Annotated in this window: 19 protein-coding genes and 2 tRNA genes; 5 read left to right on the top strand and 16 right to left on the bottom strand. The window is 64.3% G+C overall.

Annotated features, from left to right (window positions below; translation table 11 throughout):
• Positions 1-3: 3 nt before the first annotated feature.
• Positions 4-1941: a Stk1 family PASTA domain-containing Ser/Thr kinase gene (gene pknB, locus NG701_RS02635; protein ID WP_308292583.1), complete on the top strand. Its 1938-nt coding sequence runs from the start codon at positions 4-6 to the stop codon at positions 1939-1941.
• A 96-nt stretch (positions 1942-2037) separates the two neighbouring features.
• Here the strand turns inward: pknB and NG701_RS02640 are convergent, their stop codons facing one another.
• From NG701_RS02640 to NG701_RS02650, 3 genes are read right to left on the bottom strand one after another with little or no spacing between them, the layout of a single operon-like run.
• Positions 2038-2679, bottom strand: coding sequence for an anthranilate synthase component II (locus NG701_RS02640; protein WP_252564289.1), 642 nt, complete (start codon positions 2677-2679; stop codon positions 2038-2040).
• The gene (locus NG701_RS02645; RefSeq protein ID WP_167349826.1) at positions 2676-2846 is read right to left on the bottom strand and encodes a hypothetical protein; all 171 of its coding nucleotides are present in this window, start codon (positions 2844-2846) and stop codon (positions 2676-2678) included. The genes NG701_RS02640 and NG701_RS02645 overlap by 4 nt, the downstream gene beginning before the upstream one ends.
• Positions 2847-2848: 2 nt before the next feature.
• Entirely contained in the window at positions 2849-3649 is an 801-nt protein-coding gene (locus tag NG701_RS02650) for a class E sortase (RefSeq protein WP_252564291.1), read from the bottom strand.
• A gap of 175 nt (positions 3650-3824) precedes the next feature.
• On the opposite strand from NG701_RS02650, the gene NG701_RS02655 reads away from it, so the two are divergent.
• Both NG701_RS02655 and NG701_RS02660 read left to right on the top strand, forming a co-directional pair.
• Positions 3825-4079, top strand: coding sequence for a cell division protein CrgA (locus NG701_RS02655; RefSeq protein WP_056342777.1), 255 nt, complete (start codon positions 3825-3827; stop codon positions 4077-4079).
• 19 nt (positions 4080-4098) lie between these two features.
• Positions 4099-4731 (top strand): DNA-3-methyladenine glycosylase I, encoded by a 633-nt coding sequence (locus NG701_RS02660; RefSeq protein WP_252564292.1) that lies wholly within the window; start codon positions 4099-4101, stop codon positions 4729-4731.
• Positions 4732-5069: 338 nt separating this feature from the next.
• Here the strand turns inward: NG701_RS02660 and NG701_RS02665 are convergent, their stop codons facing one another.
• The 3 genes from NG701_RS02665 to NG701_RS02675 form a co-directional block, all read right to left on the bottom strand.
• A complete protein-coding gene (locus NG701_RS02665; protein ID WP_252564294.1) occupies positions 5070-5543 on the bottom strand; it encodes a carboxymuconolactone decarboxylase family protein in 474 nt (157 codons plus the stop codon).
• Between the two features lie 653 nt (positions 5544-6196).
• The gene (locus tag NG701_RS02670; protein WP_252564295.1) at positions 6197-7090 is read right to left on the bottom strand and encodes a rhomboid family intramembrane serine protease; all 894 of its coding nucleotides are present in this window, start codon (positions 7088-7090) and stop codon (positions 6197-6199) included.
• An 8-nt stretch (positions 7091-7098) separates the two neighbouring features.
• Positions 7099-7644, bottom strand: a complete 546-nt coding sequence (locus NG701_RS02675; RefSeq protein ID WP_141138883.1) for a peptidylprolyl isomerase — start codon at positions 7642-7644, stop codon at positions 7099-7101.
• Positions 7645-7799: 155 nt separating this feature from the next.
• Between NG701_RS02675 and NG701_RS02680 the strand changes: the two genes are divergently transcribed.
• Together NG701_RS02680 and NG701_RS02685 are read left to right on the top strand one after the other, a co-directional pair.
• Positions 7800-8771 carry a hypothetical protein gene (locus tag NG701_RS02680; RefSeq protein WP_252564297.1) on the top strand — a complete coding sequence of 324 codons (972 nt, stop codon included), beginning with the start codon at positions 7800-7802 and terminating at the stop codon, positions 8769-8771.
• A 136-nt stretch (positions 8772-8907) separates the two neighbouring features.
• Positions 8908-9783 carry a glycosyltransferase family 2 protein gene (locus NG701_RS02685; protein WP_252564299.1) on the top strand — a complete coding sequence of 292 codons (876 nt, stop codon included), beginning with the start codon at positions 8908-8910 and terminating at the stop codon, positions 9781-9783.
• A gap of 26 nt (positions 9784-9809) precedes the next feature.
• Here NG701_RS02685 and NG701_RS02690 read toward each other — a convergent pair whose 3' ends face one another.
• The 10 genes from NG701_RS02690 to gnd form a co-directional block, all read right to left on the bottom strand.
• On the bottom strand, positions 9810-10754 hold the full coding sequence (locus NG701_RS02690) for a DMT family transporter (RefSeq protein WP_252564300.1): 945 nt from the start codon (positions 10752-10754) through the stop codon (positions 9810-9812).
• A gap of 71 nt (positions 10755-10825) precedes the next feature.
• Positions 10826-10901: transfer RNA gene (locus NG701_RS02695), tRNA-Ala, on the bottom strand.
• A 72-nt stretch (positions 10902-10973) separates the two neighbouring features.
• A complete protein-coding gene (locus NG701_RS02700) occupies positions 10974-11090 on the bottom strand; it encodes a DLW-39 family protein (protein ID WP_210412373.1) in 117 nt (38 codons plus the stop codon).
• 69 nt (positions 11091-11159) lie between these two features.
• Positions 11160-11233, bottom strand: a tRNA-Ile gene (locus NG701_RS02705).
• Between the two features lie 99 nt (positions 11234-11332).
• Positions 11333-11989 carry a DUF3566 domain-containing protein gene (locus tag NG701_RS02710; protein ID WP_252564302.1) on the bottom strand — a complete coding sequence of 219 codons (657 nt, stop codon included), beginning with the start codon at positions 11987-11989 and terminating at the stop codon, positions 11333-11335.
• Positions 11986-14664: a DNA gyrase subunit A gene (gyrA, locus tag NG701_RS02715; protein ID WP_252564304.1), complete on the bottom strand. Its 2679-nt coding sequence runs from the start codon at positions 14662-14664 to the stop codon at positions 11986-11988. The genes NG701_RS02710 and gyrA overlap by 4 nt, the downstream gene beginning before the upstream one ends.
• Positions 14665-14723: 59 nt before the next feature.
• A complete protein-coding gene (gene gyrB, locus NG701_RS02720; protein WP_104060341.1) occupies positions 14724-16814 on the bottom strand; it encodes a DNA topoisomerase (ATP-hydrolyzing) subunit B in 2091 nt (696 codons plus the stop codon).
• Positions 16815-17188: 374 nt separating this feature from the next.
• The gene (locus NG701_RS02725) at positions 17189-17746 is read right to left on the bottom strand and encodes a DciA family protein (protein WP_056342749.1); all 558 of its coding nucleotides are present in this window, start codon (positions 17744-17746) and stop codon (positions 17189-17191) included.
• The gene (gene recF / locus NG701_RS02730; RefSeq protein WP_252564311.1) at positions 17739-18941 is read right to left on the bottom strand and encodes a DNA replication/repair protein RecF; all 1203 of its coding nucleotides are present in this window, start codon (positions 18939-18941) and stop codon (positions 17739-17741) included. Before recF ends, NG701_RS02725 begins: the two co-directional genes overlap by 8 nt.
• A gap of 45 nt (positions 18942-18986) precedes the next feature.
• The gene (gnd, locus tag NG701_RS02735) at positions 18987-19871 is read right to left on the bottom strand and encodes a phosphogluconate dehydrogenase (NAD(+)-dependent, decarboxylating) (RefSeq protein ID WP_252564313.1); all 885 of its coding nucleotides are present in this window, start codon (positions 19869-19871) and stop codon (positions 18987-18989) included.
• Between the last annotated feature and the right edge of the window lie 35 nt (positions 19872-19906).

The following is a 19906-nucleotide window of genomic DNA, read 5'->3' on the forward strand; positions in this document are numbered from 1 at the left end:
ACAGTGAGTGATTCGGCCCGCACCCCGCTCCACCGGGAGGACAGCCTCCCAGTGGATAACCAGCGTGTCCTGAGCGGCCGCTACGAACTCGGCGGAATCATCGGCCGCGGGGGGATGGCGGATGTCCACCGCGGAGTGGATACCCGGCTTGGCCGGACCGTTGCTATCAAGCTTCTCCGCCCGGATATGGCCCGTGATCCGCAGTTCCAGGCGCGCTTCAAACGGGAAGCGCAGTCCGTGGCGGCGCTGAACCATCCGTCCATCGTAGCCATTTACGACACGGGCGAACATGCGGTTCCGGATGGCTCGGAGGACAGTGTCCGGGTGCCCTACATCGTGATGGAGTTTGTTGAGGGCCGGACCATCCGCGACCTGATCCGGGCCAAGGAAGTCAGCATTGACCAGGCCATCGACTTCTGCCTGGGCGTGCTTTCTGCCCTTGAATACAGCCACAAGGCGGGCATCGTCCACCGGGACATCAAACCTGCCAACGTGATGTACTGCGAAGGCTCCAATTCCGTGAAGGTCATGGACTTCGGGATTGCCCGGGCAATCGCCGATTCATCCGCCACCATGACGCAGACCCAGGCCGTGGTGGGCACTGCCCAGTACCTCTCGCCCGAGCAAGCCCGGGGCGAAACAGTGGATGCGCGCAGCGACCTCTACTCCGCAGCGTGCCTGCTGTACGAAATGCTCACCGCCCGCCCGCCCTTTATTGGTGACAGCCCCGTGTCCGTGGCGTACCAGCACGTCAGGGAAATCCCGGAGCCCGCGAGCAGCGTGAACCCGGAGGTCTCGGCCGCCCTGGACAGTGTCCTGGCCAAGGCTCTGCAGAAGAACCGGGCGGACCGTTTCCAGGACGCGGCCGCCTTCCGGCGTGCGCTGCGCGCAGCCCGGGCGGGCGTGTCCGTGCCCGCGCTGGCCGCAACCGAAGCCCCCACCGATCCCAATGACCACGTCCCGACGCCGGAACGCCCGCCCGTGACAGAGGCGTTCGGGCTCACCGGAGCCGGCTTCCTGGACGATGACCCCACCGGCCGGCAGCGCAACGCGGACGACACCCGAACTGACGGCGTACCGGTCATGGCGGCCGCCACCCTGGGACAGTCGGATGTCGATGAACTGCCCTTGGGCTTCGCTCCGGAACGTGAGCGGACCGCCCGGCAGAAGTCCCGTCGTCGTACGTGGATTGCCACGCTGGTGATCTTCACCCTGCTGGTTCTTGGCGGCGGCGGTCTCTGGCTGTACAACGTCGTGAACCAGCCCGCTCCAGCGCCGCCCAAGGTGGCGGTCCCGGCGGTGGCGGCCCTGACGGAGTCGGCGGCCCTGCAGGAACTTTATGGTGCCAACCTGCGGCCGCAGATCAAACGGAACAAGCACGAGACCATACCCAGCGGGACGGCCATCGGCACTGACCCGGTGGCCGGAACCTCGCTTGACCCCAATGCGGAGGTGATCCTGAATATCTCTGAAGGCCCAAGCGCCGTCAGGATTCCGGAGAACCTTCCGGGCCAGACAGAAGCCGCGGCACGGGACATCCTGCGCCAGGCAGGACTCGTGGGAGCCCCTTCCACCACCACAGCCAACAGCTCCACCGTTCCCGGTGGCAGGGTGATTACCACCAGCCCGGCACCGGGCCAGATGGTGGGGGTGGGCACCACAGTGGAGATCGTGATTTCCACCGGCAAGGTGTCCATACCTGAACTGCGCGGCCGCACGCGTGCCGAGGCGGAAACGGCGCTGAAGGAACTGGGCCTGGTCCCAAACGTCCAGGAAGTGGAGAACTCCGAGGTGGAGGCGGGCCGGGTCACGGATCAAAGTGACCCCGTGAATGCCGCCGTCGATCAGGGCAAGACGATCAATATTGTGGTGGCCAAGGAACCGGCCCCGCCGCCATCGCCATCGCCTACGGCCACGCCGACACCCACTAAAAAGGGCTGAACCCCACTCGCTCCTTAAAGCAACGCGGGGTCAGTTCGCGCCCATGTTCCCCTCCGGCATGGGCGCGAAGTGACCCTCGTTGTTCGTGTGAGCCGGTCAGTGCTGGATGAGCGGGCTCAGCGTGGCGGCACGGGCGGCGGCTCCCGCCATTCCCAGGGACTCGAGCCAGTTGCCCAGCATCTGGTAGCCACCTTCGGTCAGGACCGACTCCGGGTGGAACTGCACTCCGCACAGCGGTGCTGTGCGGTGCTGCAGGCCCATCACGACGCCGGTCGCGGTCTCGGCGGTGATCTCCAGGAGGTCGGGGATGGTGCCCCTTACCGCTGCCAGCGAGTGGTAGCGCGTCGCTGTCACGGGGGAGGGGAGCCCCGCGAAGACGCTGGTGCCGTTGTGCTCCACCAGCGAGGTCTTGCCGTGCATCAGCTCCGGCGCGTGGGTCACTGTGCCGCCATAGGCTTCGGCCAGGGCCTGATGGCCCAGGCACACACCGAACATCGGCTTGTTGTTCGCGCCGCACCACTTGATCAACTCAATGCACACGCCCGCCTCGGCGGGGTTTCCCGGACCGGGTGAGATGAGGACGCCGTCGCGCGTTTGTGCCATCTCGATGGCTTCAGCGAGGGTCACGTCGTCGTTGCGGACAACGGTGGTCTCGGCGCCGAGTTCCTGGAGATAGCCCACCAGGGTGTAAACGAAGCTGTCGTAGTTGTCTACGACCAGGATTTTGGTTGTGGTCATGGCTGGCTTGCAGAACCAATCGTTGAGTCGGTGAATGCGGTGAACCCGGACATCCATGGGAACAGGAACTGAACCATCAGGATCAGTGCGCCGGCGATGAGCACCAGCGACGTGAGGATCCGCAGCCAGAGGGGGCCCGGCAGGTGGCGGAAAATCCAGCCGTACATACTCAGTTTCCCCCCACCGCTGCGGCCACCTGGGCGGCGATCTCGGCTGGCGGGCCCGCCGAGGCAGGCTGCCAGCTGTCCAGCAGCGCGTAGGCGATGATGCGTTCCTCGGCGCCGAAGCGCGGATTGCAACTGGTCATGGTGAGGAAGCTTTCGGTGGGAGTGACGCCGGGGCGGGTGGGGACCGGTTCCAGGACATCGGTCCGGGAAGGCATCACAATCTGGTTGTTGCGGAAGACGTAGATGTAGTAGCCGTCCTTGGTCTGGACGTAGATTTTGTCCCCAGGGACAAGGGTGTGGATATTGTCCAGGACGGCACCGTGGGTCTGCCGGTGGCCGGCCACAGCGAAGTTGCCGACGGCGCCGGGCATGGCCGTGTTGGCGTAATGGCCGAGCCCCAGCGTATCCAGGACATCCCCGGTGGTTCCTTGCACGATGGGCCGGGTGTAGTTGGTGCCAAACCGTGGGATGTACATGATGCCGATGGTGCCGGCATGGCCTGGCGCCGCGGAAACGGCCGGGGTGCCGTAATCCACGGGTGCCGCCGATGGGCCCGGTTCCGGGCTTGCAGGCACTGCGCCGCCCAGCCCCTGGGCGAATTCCTTGATGACCGCGCTCTGCTTGGCGTCGGATTCGATGTTGGTCCACCACAGCTGCCAGCCCACAAAGAGCAGGAGGATAATGCCGGCCGTAATGAGCAGTTCGCCGAGCACCTGCACTGTGCCACGCAGAATGGAAGCGCGGGCGGGCGCCGCACGGGCGGGCCGCGTAGCGGCGCGCCTCGCCTTCTCCTGCACTACCACGCGTTCTCCTCCGGGGTGGCCGCGATGGGCGTTTGCGTGCCCTGAACTACGGCTAGAATTGACTGCTAGTAAGAATCCAGATTTGACCAAGATCGCGCAGACCGCTGGCAACTTCCTTCTTGCAGGATATCAAGCCCGCGGCGCCGAGCTTGCTCCAGTCCGCCAAGGAGAGCACGTGCCCGAGTCAAAGCCTCGCAAGAAGACTTCCAGCGCCGCGCAGCCCGCTTCCGGGGCACAGGCGTATAAGCCCAACGCTGTTTGGTTCAAGCCGGTGATGTTCGGCCTGATGATCATCGGGCTCTTCTGGATCATCACGTTCTACATCAGCGAGGGCCGGTTCCCTGTCCAGGCCTGGGAGTCGTGGAACATCGTGGCCGGCTTCGGCATTGCCATCATCGGCTTCCTGATGACCACGCGCTGGCGTTCCTGAACCTGACCGCAGAACCCGCATGACTCCCGCGGCCGCCGCCCAGCCCCTAAACGAGGGTGTGGACGGAACTGTCCTGGGCGACGACGGCCTCGCCCGTCCGCCGTGGGCCGCCGTGGATCCGCTGTTGCGCGAGTACTACGACTCCGAATGGGGCCTGCCCGTCCGGGACGAACAAGGCCTGTACGAGCGCATCTGCCTTGAGGGCTTCCAGGCAGGTCTCTCGTGGGCAACGATCCTCCGGAAGCGCCCTGCCTTCCGTCAGGCTTTCCTCGACTTCCAGCCGGACGCTGTTGCCGCTTTTACGGAAGCGGATGTTGAGCGCCTGCTCCAGGATCCCGGCATCGTCCGCAACCGGCTCAAGATCCGTGCCGCCATCACCAATGCCCGGGCCACCATCGCGCTGCGCGAGCGGGAAGGCCTGGTTGACTTCGTCTGGCAGTTCCAGCCCCGGACCACTCCCCAGCCGGTCACGCACGCGGAGATCCCCACGCAGTCACCGGAATCAGTAGCGCTGTCCAAGGCGCTGCGGACGCAGGGATTCTCGTTCGTTGGCCCCACCACCATATTCGCGCTGATGGAAGCCATCGGCATGGTGGACACCCATCTTCTGGACAGCCACCGGCGCGGATCCTCAGGCGTCTGGACCTGCTGACCTGCCGCTCCGGGGAGATCTGACCGGACGCTCCGCCGGAGCCTGTTGTCCACAGCTGTTGGGAAAGTTATCCACAATGTGCATAACTTTCCCGGCTCCGGAAGCGACAGCCGCCCGTGCAGGCCATGGCGCACGGGACCGGATCCAAAGCGCTCGACGGACAGTTATTAACAGTGTGGATTGGCTGTGGATAATTCACACTGACCCGACCATGGCGTCCTTGGTGTCACCACCCAGGGGCACACCCAGCAGTCCGCTAAAGGCCCGGGGTAATCTAAAGGCCCGGGGTAATCTCAGTTGTCCTACCCGGGCCTTTGGGTGGTCCGGTGCCGGCCCGGTCAGCGATCCCGGCGGACCGGATGGTGGCTGGTGATGGACACCCGGTTAAAGGCGTTCAGGGTGATCACCAGCCAGCTGACCGCAGAAAATTCATCCGCACTGAGGTGCTGACGGGCATATCCTTCCTCACGCTGGCGGGCCCGGTGGTCCGGCAGTTCGGTGATGCATTCGGCCAGGGCCAGGGCCGCCCGCTCCTTGTCCGTGAACAGGGCCGTCTCGCGCCAGGCCGGCAGGACAGCAAGCCGCTGGTGCCTCTCCCCGGCCTCCACGGCGTCCCGCACATGCATGTCGAGACAAAAGGCGCAGCCGTTGATCTGGGAGATCCGCACGTTGAGCAGCTCTATGGTCTTGCGGTCAATCCCGGCCGCGTCGGCGGCTTCGCGCACTTTCAACCCCAGACCGTTGAGAGCGCACCATACCGCAGGGTGCTGCTTGTCGAGGTAGATGTGCTGGGTTGTTGCGGTGGCGCTCAAGGCGGTCCTCCTGGCTGGAAGCTTGTTGGGTCCGATGCTGCGTACGAACACCCTCGCACACACACGTGTTATCCACTTACTAACACTGAACTACCCACAAGTTATCCACAGTTGTGGATAACAATCCACAGGGCGGCCCGAGCGGACCCCTCAGGTGCCCCAGTCGGGGAAACACTGAAGGTTAACTACATGTCTGTAAGTTGTTAACACTGTGAATAACCCTGTTGATACTGGCAGGCCGGATCCCCTCCTGTGGGCCCCCTACTCGGGAAATGGCCAAGATATCCACAGGTCGGGTTCAAATGGCGTGTTTTTCCACTTAACCACAGGCGCATCCCCATATGTTTTCCACAATTGTGGACAACAGGATGATCAAATCCGGCAAAAGGGCGGACGTGCGGGAGCAAGGGGCCCATCGAAATCCTGAACTACACCCGTGTAAGTTACCAACAGTGTGGATAACCCCTGTGGATAACGTAGGCGCCGTCGTCATGGCCTGACGCGGACCACGGGCTGCTCACACGCCGGGACGCACCCAGCAAATGAACGGCGGCGCGGTGCGGAGGACTCACGAGGCACAGAAAGACCCCGGTGTCCGTTGGGACACCGGGGTCTAAGTGGTCTGTTGGAGCTGGGCCCGAGGACCCGGACGGTCAACCGGCCGTGACGCGGAGCCAGCTCGCCAGGGCCAGCAGGAGAACGACGGCGACCAGTCCGGCCGCGTGCAGCAGGCCCTGCCGTGGGCCCTGCCGTGGGCCCCGGGGCGTGTATGCAATCACGGCAGCGCAAAGGGCGCCTGTGACGAGCCCGCCCAGGTGCGCCTGCCAGGCGATCTGGGGGACCACAAATCCGATCACGCCGTTGATGGCGATCAGGACCCACAGTTGCCGCGTATCCCCGCCGCGGTGCCGCTGTACCAGCAGCATCGCCCCGAAGAGTCCAAAGATCGCCCCCGAGGCGCCCACCACTCCGGCAAGAGGCACGTCAGGCACGTAGCCGGGGGTCAGCAAGAGATAGCCGACAGACCCTCCGATGGCAGAGATGAGATACAACGCCAGGAAGCGGACCCGGCCCAGAAGCGGTTCGAGTGCCTGGCCGAAAATCCACAGCATGTACATGTTCAGCACAATGTGGAGGATGAATCCCTGGGAGTGAAGGAACGCCGCCGTCAGCATCCGCCACGGTTCGAACTCACCAAATTCGGGAGTGGCAAAAACATTGGCGAATGCCAGGTTCTGGTAGATCCACTCGCCGGGGACCACCCATTGCAGAACGTACATCACCGCGCACAGGGCGATAATTCCAAACGTCACAACGGGTTTGCCGGTTGCCACGGCGCCGCCGTAGACAGTCTTGACCGCCGGCGTCGTGCGCTTTGTTTTGTTGACGCAGTCAACACACTGGAATCCGACGGCGGCCGCCCGCTGGCAGTCCGGGCACGCTGGGCGGCCGCAGCGCTGGCAGCGCACATAGGAAGGCCGGTCCGGGTGCCTGGGGCACACCGGAACCTGCGCGGACGGCTCAGCCGCCGGAATTCCGTAGCTCATGTGATGGGTTAGAGCTGCTCGATGTCGATGCTGTTGATGGTGACGTCCTCAACCGGGCGGTCGCCCATGCCGGTGCGGACGCCCTCGATGGCGTCGACGACCTTCTTGGAGTCCTCGTCAGCAACCTCGCCGAAGATGCTGTGCTTGCCCTGCAGCCAGTCGGTGGGGATGGTGGTGATGAAGAACTGCGAACCGTTGGTGCCCTTGCCCGCCTGGATGCCGGCGTTGGCCATGGCCAGCTTGTACGGGGCGTTGAAGCTGAGTTCGGGGTGGATCTCGTCGTCGAACTTGTAGCCAGGTCCGCCCACGCCGCGGCCCAGCGGATCGCCGGCCTGGATCATGAAGTCCTTGATGATGCGGTGGAAGATGGTGCCGTCATACAGCGGCGTGCCAGTCTTGTCCTCACCGGTCTCGGGGTGGGTCCAGGCCTGCTCCCCGGTGGCCAGGCCAACGAAGTTCTTGACCGTCTTCGGCGCATGGTTGCCGAAGAGATTAACGACGATGTCGCCGAGGCTGGTGTGGATGGTTGCTTTTGCAGTTGCGATTGCAGTCATGCCGCCTATTCTTTCACGGCAGGTCAACGTGGAAGGGGCAGTACCGGCAGTTCCGCGCTGGGTGAAATCAGCTGTAAATCCGCGGGAAGAATAGCCGGTGCAGGTCAAGGCACGTAGGCTAACAACAGAACCGTCACATTAATCGGGAGGTAGTTGTGAAGAAATCGGATCGTATTGCCCGTGACCTTGAACAGTCAGTCAACAGCGCAGTTGAGAGCGCCAAGGACTGGGCATCCCCCCGCGTGGAAGCAGCAGTGGATTGGGCAGTTCCCCGCCTGCAGCATGGCCTGGACACCGCCTCTCCCATGATTCAGGAAGGGCTCAAGACCGCGGCCCACAACCTTGCCGACGGTGTTGCAACAGTGACACCGCGCATCCAGGAGGGGCTGGCCCAGCTCGCCCCGAAAATCCACGACGCCGTTGAGGTCGCCACTCCGCGCCTGTACGAAGCCCTGGACAAGGCCGCTCCCGTTATCCAGAACGCCCGGGACCGCGTGGTGGTGGAATACCTGCCGCGCCTTTCGGACCAGATCGGCCACGCGTCCGACGCCGTGCACCGCACCTTGGAAAGCGCGCCGTCCCACGTGGACGCCGTCGCCCAGCGGCTTGCCGATTCCGGCGTAGTGCATTCCCTCCAGGAGCAGGCACAGACGGCCGGCACGCAGCTCAAGGCCGCCGCGCACGAAGCCGGTAAGGCCGTAGGGGTCCAGATCGCCCAGCCGCAGAAGCCCAAGAAGCGCGGCTGGCTGGTATTCGGCATCATCGCCGCAGCCGTCGCCGCCGGCGTCGCCGCCTGGAAGGCCTCCAAGCCCGTGGAAGACCCGTGGAAGACCCCTTCGCCTGTCACCCCCACTCCGGCGCCGGTTCCTGCCACCACCGTGAACGACGCCAAGGACACGGCCGGGGACGCAGCCAGCAAGGCTGCAGCCGCCACCGCTTCGGCCGCTGACGCCGTGGCCGGCCAGGCAGAGGATGTTGCCGCGGATGCGGAGGACGCGACCGAGAAGGCCAAGCACGTCGCCGATGAATCGGCAGACGCAGCAGCCAAGGCGTCCACCGATGCCAAGACCGCCATAAAGAACATTGCGGCCAACATGAACGGTTCCACGGACAAGAGCAGCAACTAGCACTTCCGGCGCCGTCGCGCCGTCCATTGAAGGGGCTCCGCCTGGTGCGGGGCCCTTTCAGTGTTTTCCCAGTGTTTGTCCGGGCTGGACCCAGTCGCTGGCAGGACAAATCCCGATCGGTGCTAAATTTGAACTGATGTCAGCCGATAAATCCTCTGGGGATGCCTTGAACGACGCAGCACAGCTGCCGTGCGTGTCCATTGTCATCCCGGCCTACAACGAGGAAAGTGTCATCCGGCAGTGTCTCATCGCTGCGGTGTACCAGTCGATGCCGGCCCACGAAATCATCGTGGTGGACAACCTCTCCACTGACCGCACCGCCGCCATCGTGGCGCAGATGCAGCTGGAGTATCCGGAAAGTCCCATCATCCTGCTCAGCCAGGACCGGGACCAGGGCCTGATTCCCACCCGAAATTTTGGCCTCAACCATGCCACCGGCGACGTCCTGGGTCGCATTGACGCCGATTCGGTTGTCGAGCCGGACTGGGTGGAGCAGGTCCAGAAGGCCTTTTTTGATCCGTCAGTCCAGGCAGCCACCGGACCGGTGGTCTACTACGACATGCCGATGCGGCGGTTCGGGCTCAAGGCAGACGACAAGATGCGTCAGCTGATGCTCAAGCTCGCCAAGCACCAGTACCATTTCCTGTTCGGCTCCAACATGGCCCTGCGGGCTACGGCATGGGAAACCATCCGGGACGAAACCTGCCGGGACGAGAAGGACGAGATGCACGAGGACATCGACCTCTCCCTGCACCTCGCTGACCACGAACTCAAGGTCCAGTACTGGCCCCAAATGGTATCCGGGATGTCCGCCCGCCGGCTCGAGGATTCACCGCGGGACTACCGGTATTACGTGACCCGCTTCGACCGCACGTACAAGGCGCACAACGTCAAGAAAATGGCACTCAAGGCACCCATGGTGGTGTTCTTCTCGGTCTATTTCCCGGCGAAGCTCCTGCGGGCCATCCACACGGTCAACACCGCCCAGCCTGTCCGCCGCGGCGGACAATAGGCCCGCTTCACGGACCTTGCCCGGCCTCAGTCCGTTCCGAGCTCAGCCAGACGGTCCGACGGCGGTTCATCCCCACGCGCGGCGGAACCTTCACGCCGTTTCCTGAAGCCTGACCGCTGTCCCAGAACCACGACGGCTAGGCCCACGAGGATGAGCCCCAGCCCGCCGTAGGTGCCTGCGGGCAGGGTCTCGTGCAGGAAGACCGCGGCCAGCACGGCTGCGCCGGGGATCTCCAGCAGGATGATCATCGACACCAGCAGCGGGCTCATGGTGGCCAGCAGGTAATTGAAGGCTGTGTGGCCGACCAGTTGGGCACACACGGTGATCGCCAGGATCCCCACCCAGCCAACGGCGTCGAACCCTACCAGCGGCTGGCCGCTGAAGAGCGCCAGCACCGCCACAAAGGCCGCGCACATCCCGTAGCAGAGCGTGGTGTACGTTCCCGTGGTCATGGTCTGCCGGGCCTTGCCGCCGGCGAGCGTGTAGAGGCCGGCCAGAGCCCCGCCGGCGACGGCCAGCAGGTCACCCAGGAGTGCGTCCGTCGAGGATCCCATGTCGAACCCGGTGATGGTGACAACACCACCAAAGGCGATCCCAAGCCCTGCCAGCACCTGCCAGCGGTGCCTGGTGCCACGGAAGAGTTGGAAGACCGCGATCCAGGCCGACTGCAGGCAGACCAGGGCGGTAGCGGCAGCAACGGAGGTCAGCTGGAGGGACGTGATGAAGCAGGCAAAGTGCAGGGCCAGGGCGACGGCGGCGAGCAGCGACCAGCGGAACTCGGGACCGGTGATCCGGCCGAACTGCCGGGGTTCGCGGACCAGGGTGGGAGTGGCCATGACGGCAGCCCCGATGGCGTTGCGCCAGAAGGCGATGGCGAGGGCACTGACGGTGGTGGCACCGAGGGTCGCGGCGATCAACGGCCCGGACGACGCCACGCCCAGGACGCCCACGGCCGCAAGAAGAAAGTTCACCGTTCAACCCTACTGTTCTGCATTTAACGAAAAAGTCCCGGACAGCCTTTCGGCTGTCCGGGACTTCCTTATGGTGGAGGCACGGGGACTCGAACCCCGAACCCCCTGCTTGCAAAGCAGGTGCGCTACCAATTGCGCCATGCCCCCATAAGAAGCAACCCGTCAATCATACCCTAGAACCGTGGAGCCTTTTGCAAGCTCCCGGTCCGGGAATCCAGCCTATTCGACCTTGTCGGTCGACTGGCTCCAGACTGTTTTCCGGGCCTCGGATTCCTGTGCTTTCCTATAGAGCAGGACGCCTGCGATCGCAGCTGCAAGTACCAGCAACTTCTTCACATGCTCCCCGTTCCGGTCCTGCCTGCCGTGAAGCAAACTGAACCTTCCTTCGAACCTGCACAGGTTCCGTGGGCGTACCAGGACTTGAACCTGGGACCTCTTCGTTATCAGCGAAGCGCTCTAACCGCCTGAGCTATACGCCCCGATGCCTCATCGGGCCGAGACATGACTTTACAGCACATCCCGGCCCGATCTCAAATCGAGGCATTTCGCCGGAGAAATTCCGGTGAAATCATGGGTTTTCAGTCGTCCGTGAGGGTGACGCCGATGCCGCCAACAAGCGTTGCGGAGATGTTGTAAAGCACCGCTGACAGCATGGACAGCGCCGTCAGCAGGACAACGTTCACCACGGCGATGATCGTGGCAAAGGAAGCCACCTGGCCCAGGGATGCGACCTTCTTCAGTTCGAACCCGCCGCCTTCGGAGCCTGCCAGGGTGCCCAGGAGGCTGTCCACCTGGTCAAAGATTCCGGTGAGGTCCAGGACAGTCCATAGGACGATGGCGGCCACCACGGTGACGATTCCCAGCGCCACCGACAGGAGGAATGCCATCTTCAGGACAGACCAGGGATCCACCTTGCTGACCAGCAGCCGTGCACGCCTTACCTTGGCCTTGGGTGCAGGCTTGACCAGGCCGGGCTGGCCCTGCACTGGGCGCTGGCTGGTCTGTGCTGCCGCCGGCCTGCCCTGTCCGGCACGCTGGCCGGTCTGGCCCGCCGGAACCCGATCCTGCGCAGGGCGCTGGCCGGGAACGGCCGGCCGCTGCCCCGGCGCGCCCGTAGGGGCTGGTGGGCGCTGCTGCGGACGGACGGGGGCGTTCACCCGGGGTGCGGCCGCGGGCGGCGGCGTTCCGCCGGGGACATTGCTGCTCGGCTTGGGATATGAGTCGGGATTACTCACTCGTTACCTCCGGTGTAGTCTTCGTTCGGCTCAGCGTCGCCGGAGGCGTCCTCTGACTCAACAGCCGGTGATGTTTCTGCCGTTGTTGCTGACCCTGCGGATCCCTCGGGGGACCCGGCCTCTTCAGCCAACGTTACGTCATCGTCCACGGATTCTTCGCCCTCGAGGCCGCGTTCGCTGTTCCTGGCCACCTCAATGATGCGGTCATTCTTGTCCGGCTTCGCGAAGATAACACCCATGGTGTCGCGGCCCTTGGCAGGTACGCCGGCCACGGATGAACGGACAACCTTGCCGCCTTCCATGACCACCAGGACCTCGTCTTCTTCCTGGACAATCAGGGCGCCCACAAGGTGGCCCCGTTCCTCCTGGTACTTGCCCACCTTGATGCCCAGGCCGCCGCGGCCCTGCAGGCGGTATTCCTCCACCGCGGTGCGCTTGGCGTACCCACCCTCGGTGACGACAAAGACAAACGAACCGTCCGTGACGACGTCGGCCGCCAGCAGTTCATCGTCCTCGCGGAACTTCATGCCCGTGACACCGGACGTGGCCCGGCCCATGGGACGCAGGGCATCGTCGGTGGCGGTGAAGCGGATGGACTGGCCCATGCGGGACACCAGCATGAGGTCATCCGTTTCGGAGACCAGCTGGGCGGAAACCAGCTCGTCCTCGTCACGCAGGTTGATCGCGATGACGCCGGCGGAACGGTTGGTGTCGTAGTCCTCCAGCCGGGTCTTCTTGACCAGTCCCCGCTTGGTGGCCAGCACCAGGTAAGGGGCCTGCTGGTAGTCCCTGATGTCCAGGACCTGGGCGATGTGCTCGTCCGGCTGGAAGGCCATCAGGTTGGCGACGTGCTGGCCCTTGGCATCACGGCCGGCCTCCACCAGTTCGTACGCCTTCGCCCGGTAGACCCGGCCGAGGTTGGTGAAGAAGAGCAGCCAGTGGTGGGTGGTAGTCACGAAGAAATGCTCCACCACGTCGTCGCCGCGGAGCTGGGCGCCCTTGATGCCCTTGCCGCCGCGCTGCTGCGACCGGTAGTTGTCGCTGCGCGTGCGCTTGACGTAACCGCCGCGGGTAATGGTGACAACCATTTCCTCTTCGGGGATCAGGTCCTCCATGGACATGTCGCCGTCGAAGCCCATCAGGATCTTGGTGCGGCGGTCATCACCGTGCTTGGCCACGATTTCGCCCAGCTCGGTGCTGATGATTTCGCGCTGGCGTTCCTCGGAGGAAAGGATCGAATTGTACTCGGCGATCAGGGCCTCAAGTTCGGAATGGCGGTCCTGGATCTTCTGGCGTTCCAGGGCTGCCAGGCGGCGCAGCTGCATGTCCAGGATGGCCCGGGCCTGCAGTTCGTCGATGTCCAGCAGCTGCATCAGTCCGTCGCGCGCGGCTTCGGTGGTGTTGGACGCACGGATGAGCGCAATGACTTCGTCCAGCGCGTCCAGTGCCTTCAGGAGGGCACGCAGGATGTGCGCCTCTTCCTCGGCTTTGCGCAGGCGGTAGCGGGTACGGCGCGCAATGACGTCCAGCTGGTGCGTTACCCAATGGCGGATGAAGGCGTCCAGGCTCAACGTGCGCGGCACCCCGTCCACGATGGCCAGCATGTTGGCGGAGAAGTTGCTCTGCAGGTCGGTGTGCTTGTACAGGTTGTTCAGCACCACCTTGGCCACGGCGTCGCGCTTGAGCACAATGACCAGCCGCTGGCCGGTGCGGCCGGAGGTCTCGTCGCGGAGGTCCGCAATACCGGAGATCTTCCCGTCCTTGACCAGTTCGGCGATCTTGATGGCCAGGTTGTCCGGGTTGGCCTGGTAGGGCAGTTCGGTGACAACCAGGCACGTACGGCCCTGGAGTTCCTCGACGTTGACCACGGCGCGCATGGTCACGGAGCCACGGCCCGTCCGGTACGCGTCCTCAATGCCCCTGTGGCCGAGAATGGTCGCGCCGGTGGGGAAATCGGGACCCTTGATACGGAGCAGCAGCTCTTCGAGCAGTTCCTCGCGGCTGGCCGTCGGATTTGCCAGGTACCACTGGACGCCGTCAGCTACTTCGCGGAGGTTGTGTGGCGGAATGTTGGTGGCCATGCCCACGGCAATGCCGGAGGAGCCGTTGACCAGCAGGTTGGGGAAACGGGCCGGCAGGATGGTGGGTTCCTGGTTCTTGCCGTCGTAGTTGTCCTGGAAGTCGACGGTTTCCTCGTCGATGTCCCGGACCATCTCCATGGCCAGCTGGGACATTTTCGTTTCGGTGTACCGCGGGGCGGCGGCACCGTCATTGCCCGGCGAACCGAAGTTGCCCTGGCCCAGGGCCAGCGGGTACCGCATGGTCCAGTCCTGGATCAGGCGGACCAGCGCATCATAGATCGCGGTGTCGCCGTGGGGGTGGTACTGGCCCATGACCTCGCCCACCACACGGGCGCACTTGTTGAAGGACCGTTCCGGCCGGTAACCGCCGTCGAACATTGCGTACAGCACGCGGCGGTGCACGGGCTTGAGGCCATCGCGCACGTCGGGAAGAGCACGGCCCACAATAACGGCCATGGCGTAGTCCAGGTACGAGCGCTGCATTTCCGTCTGCAGGTCCACCTGCTCCACGCGGTCAACCAGCACGTCGCCTTCAAGAACGGTTTCCGGAAGATCGGCGGATTCCGCCGGGTTCTCGGGTGTCTCGTCACTCATCGTTTATATTTTCCGTTTCAGGTATATGTCGGACTTGGAATATCTACTCGGTGAACCGGTCAGATATCCAGGAACCTGACGTCCTTGGCGTTCTGCTGGATGAAGTTTCGGCGGGACTCCACGTCTTCGCCCATCAGTGTGGAGAAGGTCTGGTCCGCTGCCAGGGCATCGTCCATGGTGACCTGCAGGAGGGTCCGGTGGTCCGGGTCCATGGTGGTGTCCCACAGCTCGGTATAGTCCATCTCGCCCAGGCCCTTATAGCGCTGGATGCCGTTGTCCTTCGGAATACGGCGGCCGGCGGCCTGCCCGGACAGGAGCTTGGCATCGCGCTGCTTGTCGCTGAAGACGTAGTCGTGCGGTGCGTTGGACCACTTGATCCGGTACAGCGGGGGCTGCGCCAGGTACACGTAGCCGTTTTCGATCAGCGGGCGCATGTAGCGGAACAGCAGCGTCATGAGCAGCGTGGTGATGTGCTGGCCGTCAACGTCGGCATCGGCCATCAGCACAATCTTGTGGTACCGGAGCTTGCTGAGGTCGAAGTCCTCGCCGATGCCGGTGCCGAACGCGGTGATCATGGACTGGACCTCGGTGTTGCCCAGGGCCTTGTCCAGCCGGGCCCGCTCCACGTTCAGGATCTTGCCGCGCAGCGGCAGGATGGCCTGGGTTTCAGGGTTGCGGCCTCGCTTGGCGGAACCGCCGGCGGAGTCGCCCTCCACGATGTACACCTCGCAGCGGGCGGGGTCCTTCGAGGAACAGTCTGACAGCTTGCCGGGCATCCCGAAGGATTCCAGCGGGCTCTTGCGGCGCGCATTGTCACGGGCCTTCCGGGCGGCCATCCGGGCCTGGGCCGCGGAGATGGCCTTGCGGATGACATCGCGGGCGGGGCCGGGGTTGCGTTCCAGCCAGTCGCCCAGGCCGTCGGTGACAACGCGCTGGACGAAGCCCTTGACCTCGGAGTTGCCGAGCTTGGTCTTGGTCTGGCCCTCGAACTGCGGCTCGGCCAGCTTCACGGAGATGACCGCCGTGAGGCCTTCACGGATATCGTCACCGGTGAGGTTGTCGTCCTTTTCCTTGATGATGCTCTTCTCCCGCGCGTAGCGGTTGATGAGGGAGGTCATCGCGGCGCGGAAACCCTCTTCGTGGGTGCCGCCCTCGTGGGTGTTGATGGTGTTGGCATAGGTGTGGACGCTCTCGGAATACGCGTTGGTCCACTGCATCGCCATTTCCAGCGCGATGTGCCGCTCGGTGTCCTCGGTTTCGAAGGAAATGACGTCTTCGTGGACGACATCAACCTTCTTGCCGGAGTTCAGGTGCTTCACATAGTCCAGCAGGCCGTCGTCGTACTGGTACACCACGGTGCGGTGCTCAGCGGTGACTTCACCTTCGGTAACCACGACGTCAAGGTTGAGGTCCTCATTGGCGTCCGCGTTCGACGCTGCGGTGCGCTCGTCCGTGAGCGTGATCCGCAGGCCCTTGTTCAGGAAGGCCATCTGCTGGAAGCGGGCGCGGAGCGTCTCGAAATCAAATTCAGTGGATTCGAAGATTCCCGCGTCCGGGTAGAAGGTCTGGGTGGTGCCGGTGGTGGCGCTTTCTTCCCCCTTGACCAGCCCGCCCTGGGGCTTGCCGCCGTCGGCGAAGGACATCCGCCAGACGTTGCCCTGCCGCCGGACTTCAGTGTCCACCCTGCTGGAGAGCGCGTTCACCACGGAGATACCCACACCGTGGAGGCCGCCCGAGACTGCGTAACCGCCGCCGCCGAACTTGCCGCCCGCGTGCAGGATGGTCATAACCACTTCAACGGTGGGCTTGTGCTCGGTGGGATGCATGTCCACCGGAATTCCGCGGCCATCATCAACAACTTTGACGCCGCCGTCGGCCTGCAGGACTATTTCGATGTGCGTGCAGTACCCGGCCAGCGCCTCGTCAACAGAGTTGTCCACCACTTCATAGACCAGGTGGTGCAGGCCGCGCGGCCCGGTGGAGCCGATATACATGCCCGGGCGTTTCCGGACGGCTTCGAGGCCCTCAAGTACGGTGATGTCGCTTGCGCCGTATTCCCGGGGTGTCACGGCCTCCGCCGGCGTATCGGGGGTAGGGACGTCCTCCGTTGCGCGGTCCACTGCCTGGGTATCTGTATTGTCGTTAGCCACAGGTGCTGTCGACTCCTCTTTTTCGATGATGGCCGGCGGCGGCCTTCCAGGGGAAAGCATCCGCCAACAGGCACAAGCTGATGGCGCTGACGGATACGTCGACGTGCAGGACCGAAGTCCGCCTGCGGAGAGCGTGCGGAAAACGGACTCAGTCAACGTTTCACCGGCGCCCAGTTATCTGCTGTGATTCTATCGTGAAATGGGCCGCAAACCCGCATTCCGGCGGGCGTCGCGGGACCTTGATGTGCCGATGCGAGGCCATTGACCCCGCCTAGGGCGCTCTCGAGGTCCCGTCTCCGGGTTCCTATACGCCCCAAGGGCGTTAGCCCGCCCTACACGCCGCCGGACGAATATTCAAGAGTCGACGGCGGCGGCTAACCGTAGGTATCGCGCGGCCCGCGGCCGTTGACGGTACGTCCGCCCTTGCGCCAGCTGGGTGCTGACGGGCCGAGCACCTGGATGCTGGTGACCACGCCATCGCCCAGTTCCGTGCGGAACTTCTCCAGCAGGCTGTTGCTCAGCAGCCGCAGCTGCGTGGACCAGGCCGTCGAGTCGCAGCGCACGTGAAGGGTGGTATCGGTGAAACTCTCCGGGGTGCAGTGCGCTGAGATCTCCGGGCCAACCAGCGTGGCCCACTCTGCCATGACCGACCCCACCGCTACCGGCGAGCTCCAGCCGCGTTCGGCCACGAGGCGTCCTACCACTTTGCCAAGCCCCAGCGGATCACGGCCGGTGGAATGGAACTGGCTGAAACCGCGGGTATCCCGGATCCCACCCTTTGTCTTGGCGGCGCCGGCCTTGGGGGGTGCCTTCCGGCGGATTTCGCCGCGTGCGGCCGCGGCCTCACGCATGCGGTTCAGCGCAGCCTGCGGCGCGTCGATGTTGTCAGGATCCCGGCCGGGCTGCAGCCCGCCCTTTTCATCCTTATTCATCGATTCCTCCCGGGATGACCTTCACCCGCCGGCCGGAGAGTTCCTCCGGGATATCGGCGTCGACGGCGGCGGTCACCAGGACCTGTTCCGCGCCGGAGACTATTGCCGCCAGTTTACGCCGGCGCTGCACATCCAGCTCGGCGAAAACGTCGTCGAGGATGAGGATCGGTGCAGACCCGCCGGTCCTCGCGTCATCGAGCATGACGTAATAGGAAGCGAGCCGGAGGGAGAGGCACATGGACCAGGTCTCGCCATGCGAGGCATATCCCTTGGCAGGCGCTTCGCCGAGGATCAGTTCCAGCTCATCCCGGTGCGGCCCCACCAAGGAGATTCCGCGTTCAAGTTCCTTGCGGCGGGAGGCTGCAAAGGCCTGGACATAGCGCCCGGTGAGGTCCTCAACGGTGAGGTTCCGCAGATCTTCGGCAGCGGCGGACCCATCCACCATCAAACCGGCGCCGGCACCCGCTGCTGCGCCGCCGTCGTCGTCCATCAGGTTTTGCAGGGTGGACCGGTAGACGGCGTTGGCCTCCTTGGAGCCATCCGTGAGCTGGGCATATGCCTTGGCCAGATGCGGGCGCAGCAGTTCCACCAGCGCCAGCCGTGCGTGCAGCAGCTCGGCGCCTGCCCGGGCCATGTGCTGGTCCCAGACATCGAGGGTGGCCTCATGGCCGGCAGTGAATTTTCCGGCCCGGGCGGATTTGAGCAGGGCGTTGCGCTGCTTCAGGACACGGTCATAGTCCGTGCGGGTCGCCGAGTGCCGGGGCATAAGGCTGACCAGCAGCTCGTCGAGGAACCGGCGGCGGTTGGACGGATCTCCCTTGACAAGCGCCAGGTCCTCGGGGGCGAAAAGCACCGTCTGGCAGATCCCCAGGAGATCCCTGGCCCGGACGGGATTGCTGCGGTTGATCCGCCCCCGGTTGGCGCGGCTGGCGTTGATCTCAAGTTCCAGGACCGTGGTCTGCCCGCCACGGACCAGGCGGGCCCGGACCAGCGCACGGTCCTTGCCGAACCGCAGCAGTGGGGCGTCGGAGCTGACCCTGTGCGAGCTGAGCGTGGCCAGGTATCCGATGGCCTCCATGAGGTTGGTTTTGCCGATGCCGTTTGCCCCGACGAGCACGGTGACCCCCGGTTCGAGGGGAAGGTCAACCTGGGCGTAGCTGCGGAAGTCAGTGAGCGAGAGGTGTTCTAGGTACACGCGGTGTTCGACAATTCTCGGAACCCGCGGGTCCCGGGGTGGATGTTACTTGGCGGGACGGGTGGCATGCCCGCCGAACTGGTGGCGCAGCGCTGAAACCATTTTCATCGCGGGCGAGTTTTCTTCGCGGGAGGAAAAGCGTGCGAAGAGTGCAGCGGTGATGGCCGGCGCGGGAACAGCGTTGGCGATGGCTTCCTCAACGGTCCAGCGTCCCTCGCCCGAGTCCTCGACGTAGTCATCAATGGATTCGAGTCCAGGGTCCTCGTCCAGCGCCTTGACCATGAGGTCCAGCAGCCAGGACCGGACCACGGTGCCCTTTTGCCAGGCGCGGAACGTACCGGGCAGGTCGTCAACAATGTCCTTGGCAGCCAGCAGTTCGTAGCCTTCGGCGTACGCCTGCATCAGGCCGTATTCGATGCCGTTGTGGACCATCTTGGCGTAGTGTCCGGCACCGATTTCGCCGACGTGGACAAAGCTGTCTGCCCGCTCGCCTTCGGGGCGGAGTACATCAAAAACCGGCAGGGCCCGCTCTATATCGGCAGCGTCGCCGCCGGCCATGAGTCCGTACCCGTTCTGGAGGCCCCACACTCCGCCGGAAACACCGCAGTCGGCGAAGCGGATGCCCTTCTCAGCCAGCGTGGCACCATGTTTTTGGTCCTCGGTGAAGCGGGAGTTGCCGCCGTCGATCACCAGGTCGCCGGCGTCGAGCTTGTTCCCGAGTTCGGTGACGACGGCATCGGTGATGTCGCCTGACGGGACCATGACCCAGATCAGTCGCGGGGCCGGAACGGCCGCAATGAGCTCATCCACGGACGTAACATCGGTGACCTCGGGATTGCGGTCAAAGCCGGTGACCTCAATGCCGCCCTTTCGCAGGCGTTCGCGCATGTTGAAACCCATTTTGCCAAGGCCGATCAGTCCAATATGCACGTGGGTCTCTTTTCTGCGCGGGGTTGGCTGTTGCT

The sequence above is a fragment of the Pseudarthrobacter cellobiosi genome, assembly GCF_023913815.1.
GTDB classification, from domain to species: domain Bacteria; phylum Actinomycetota; class Actinomycetes; order Actinomycetales; family Micrococcaceae; genus Arthrobacter; species Arthrobacter cellobiosi.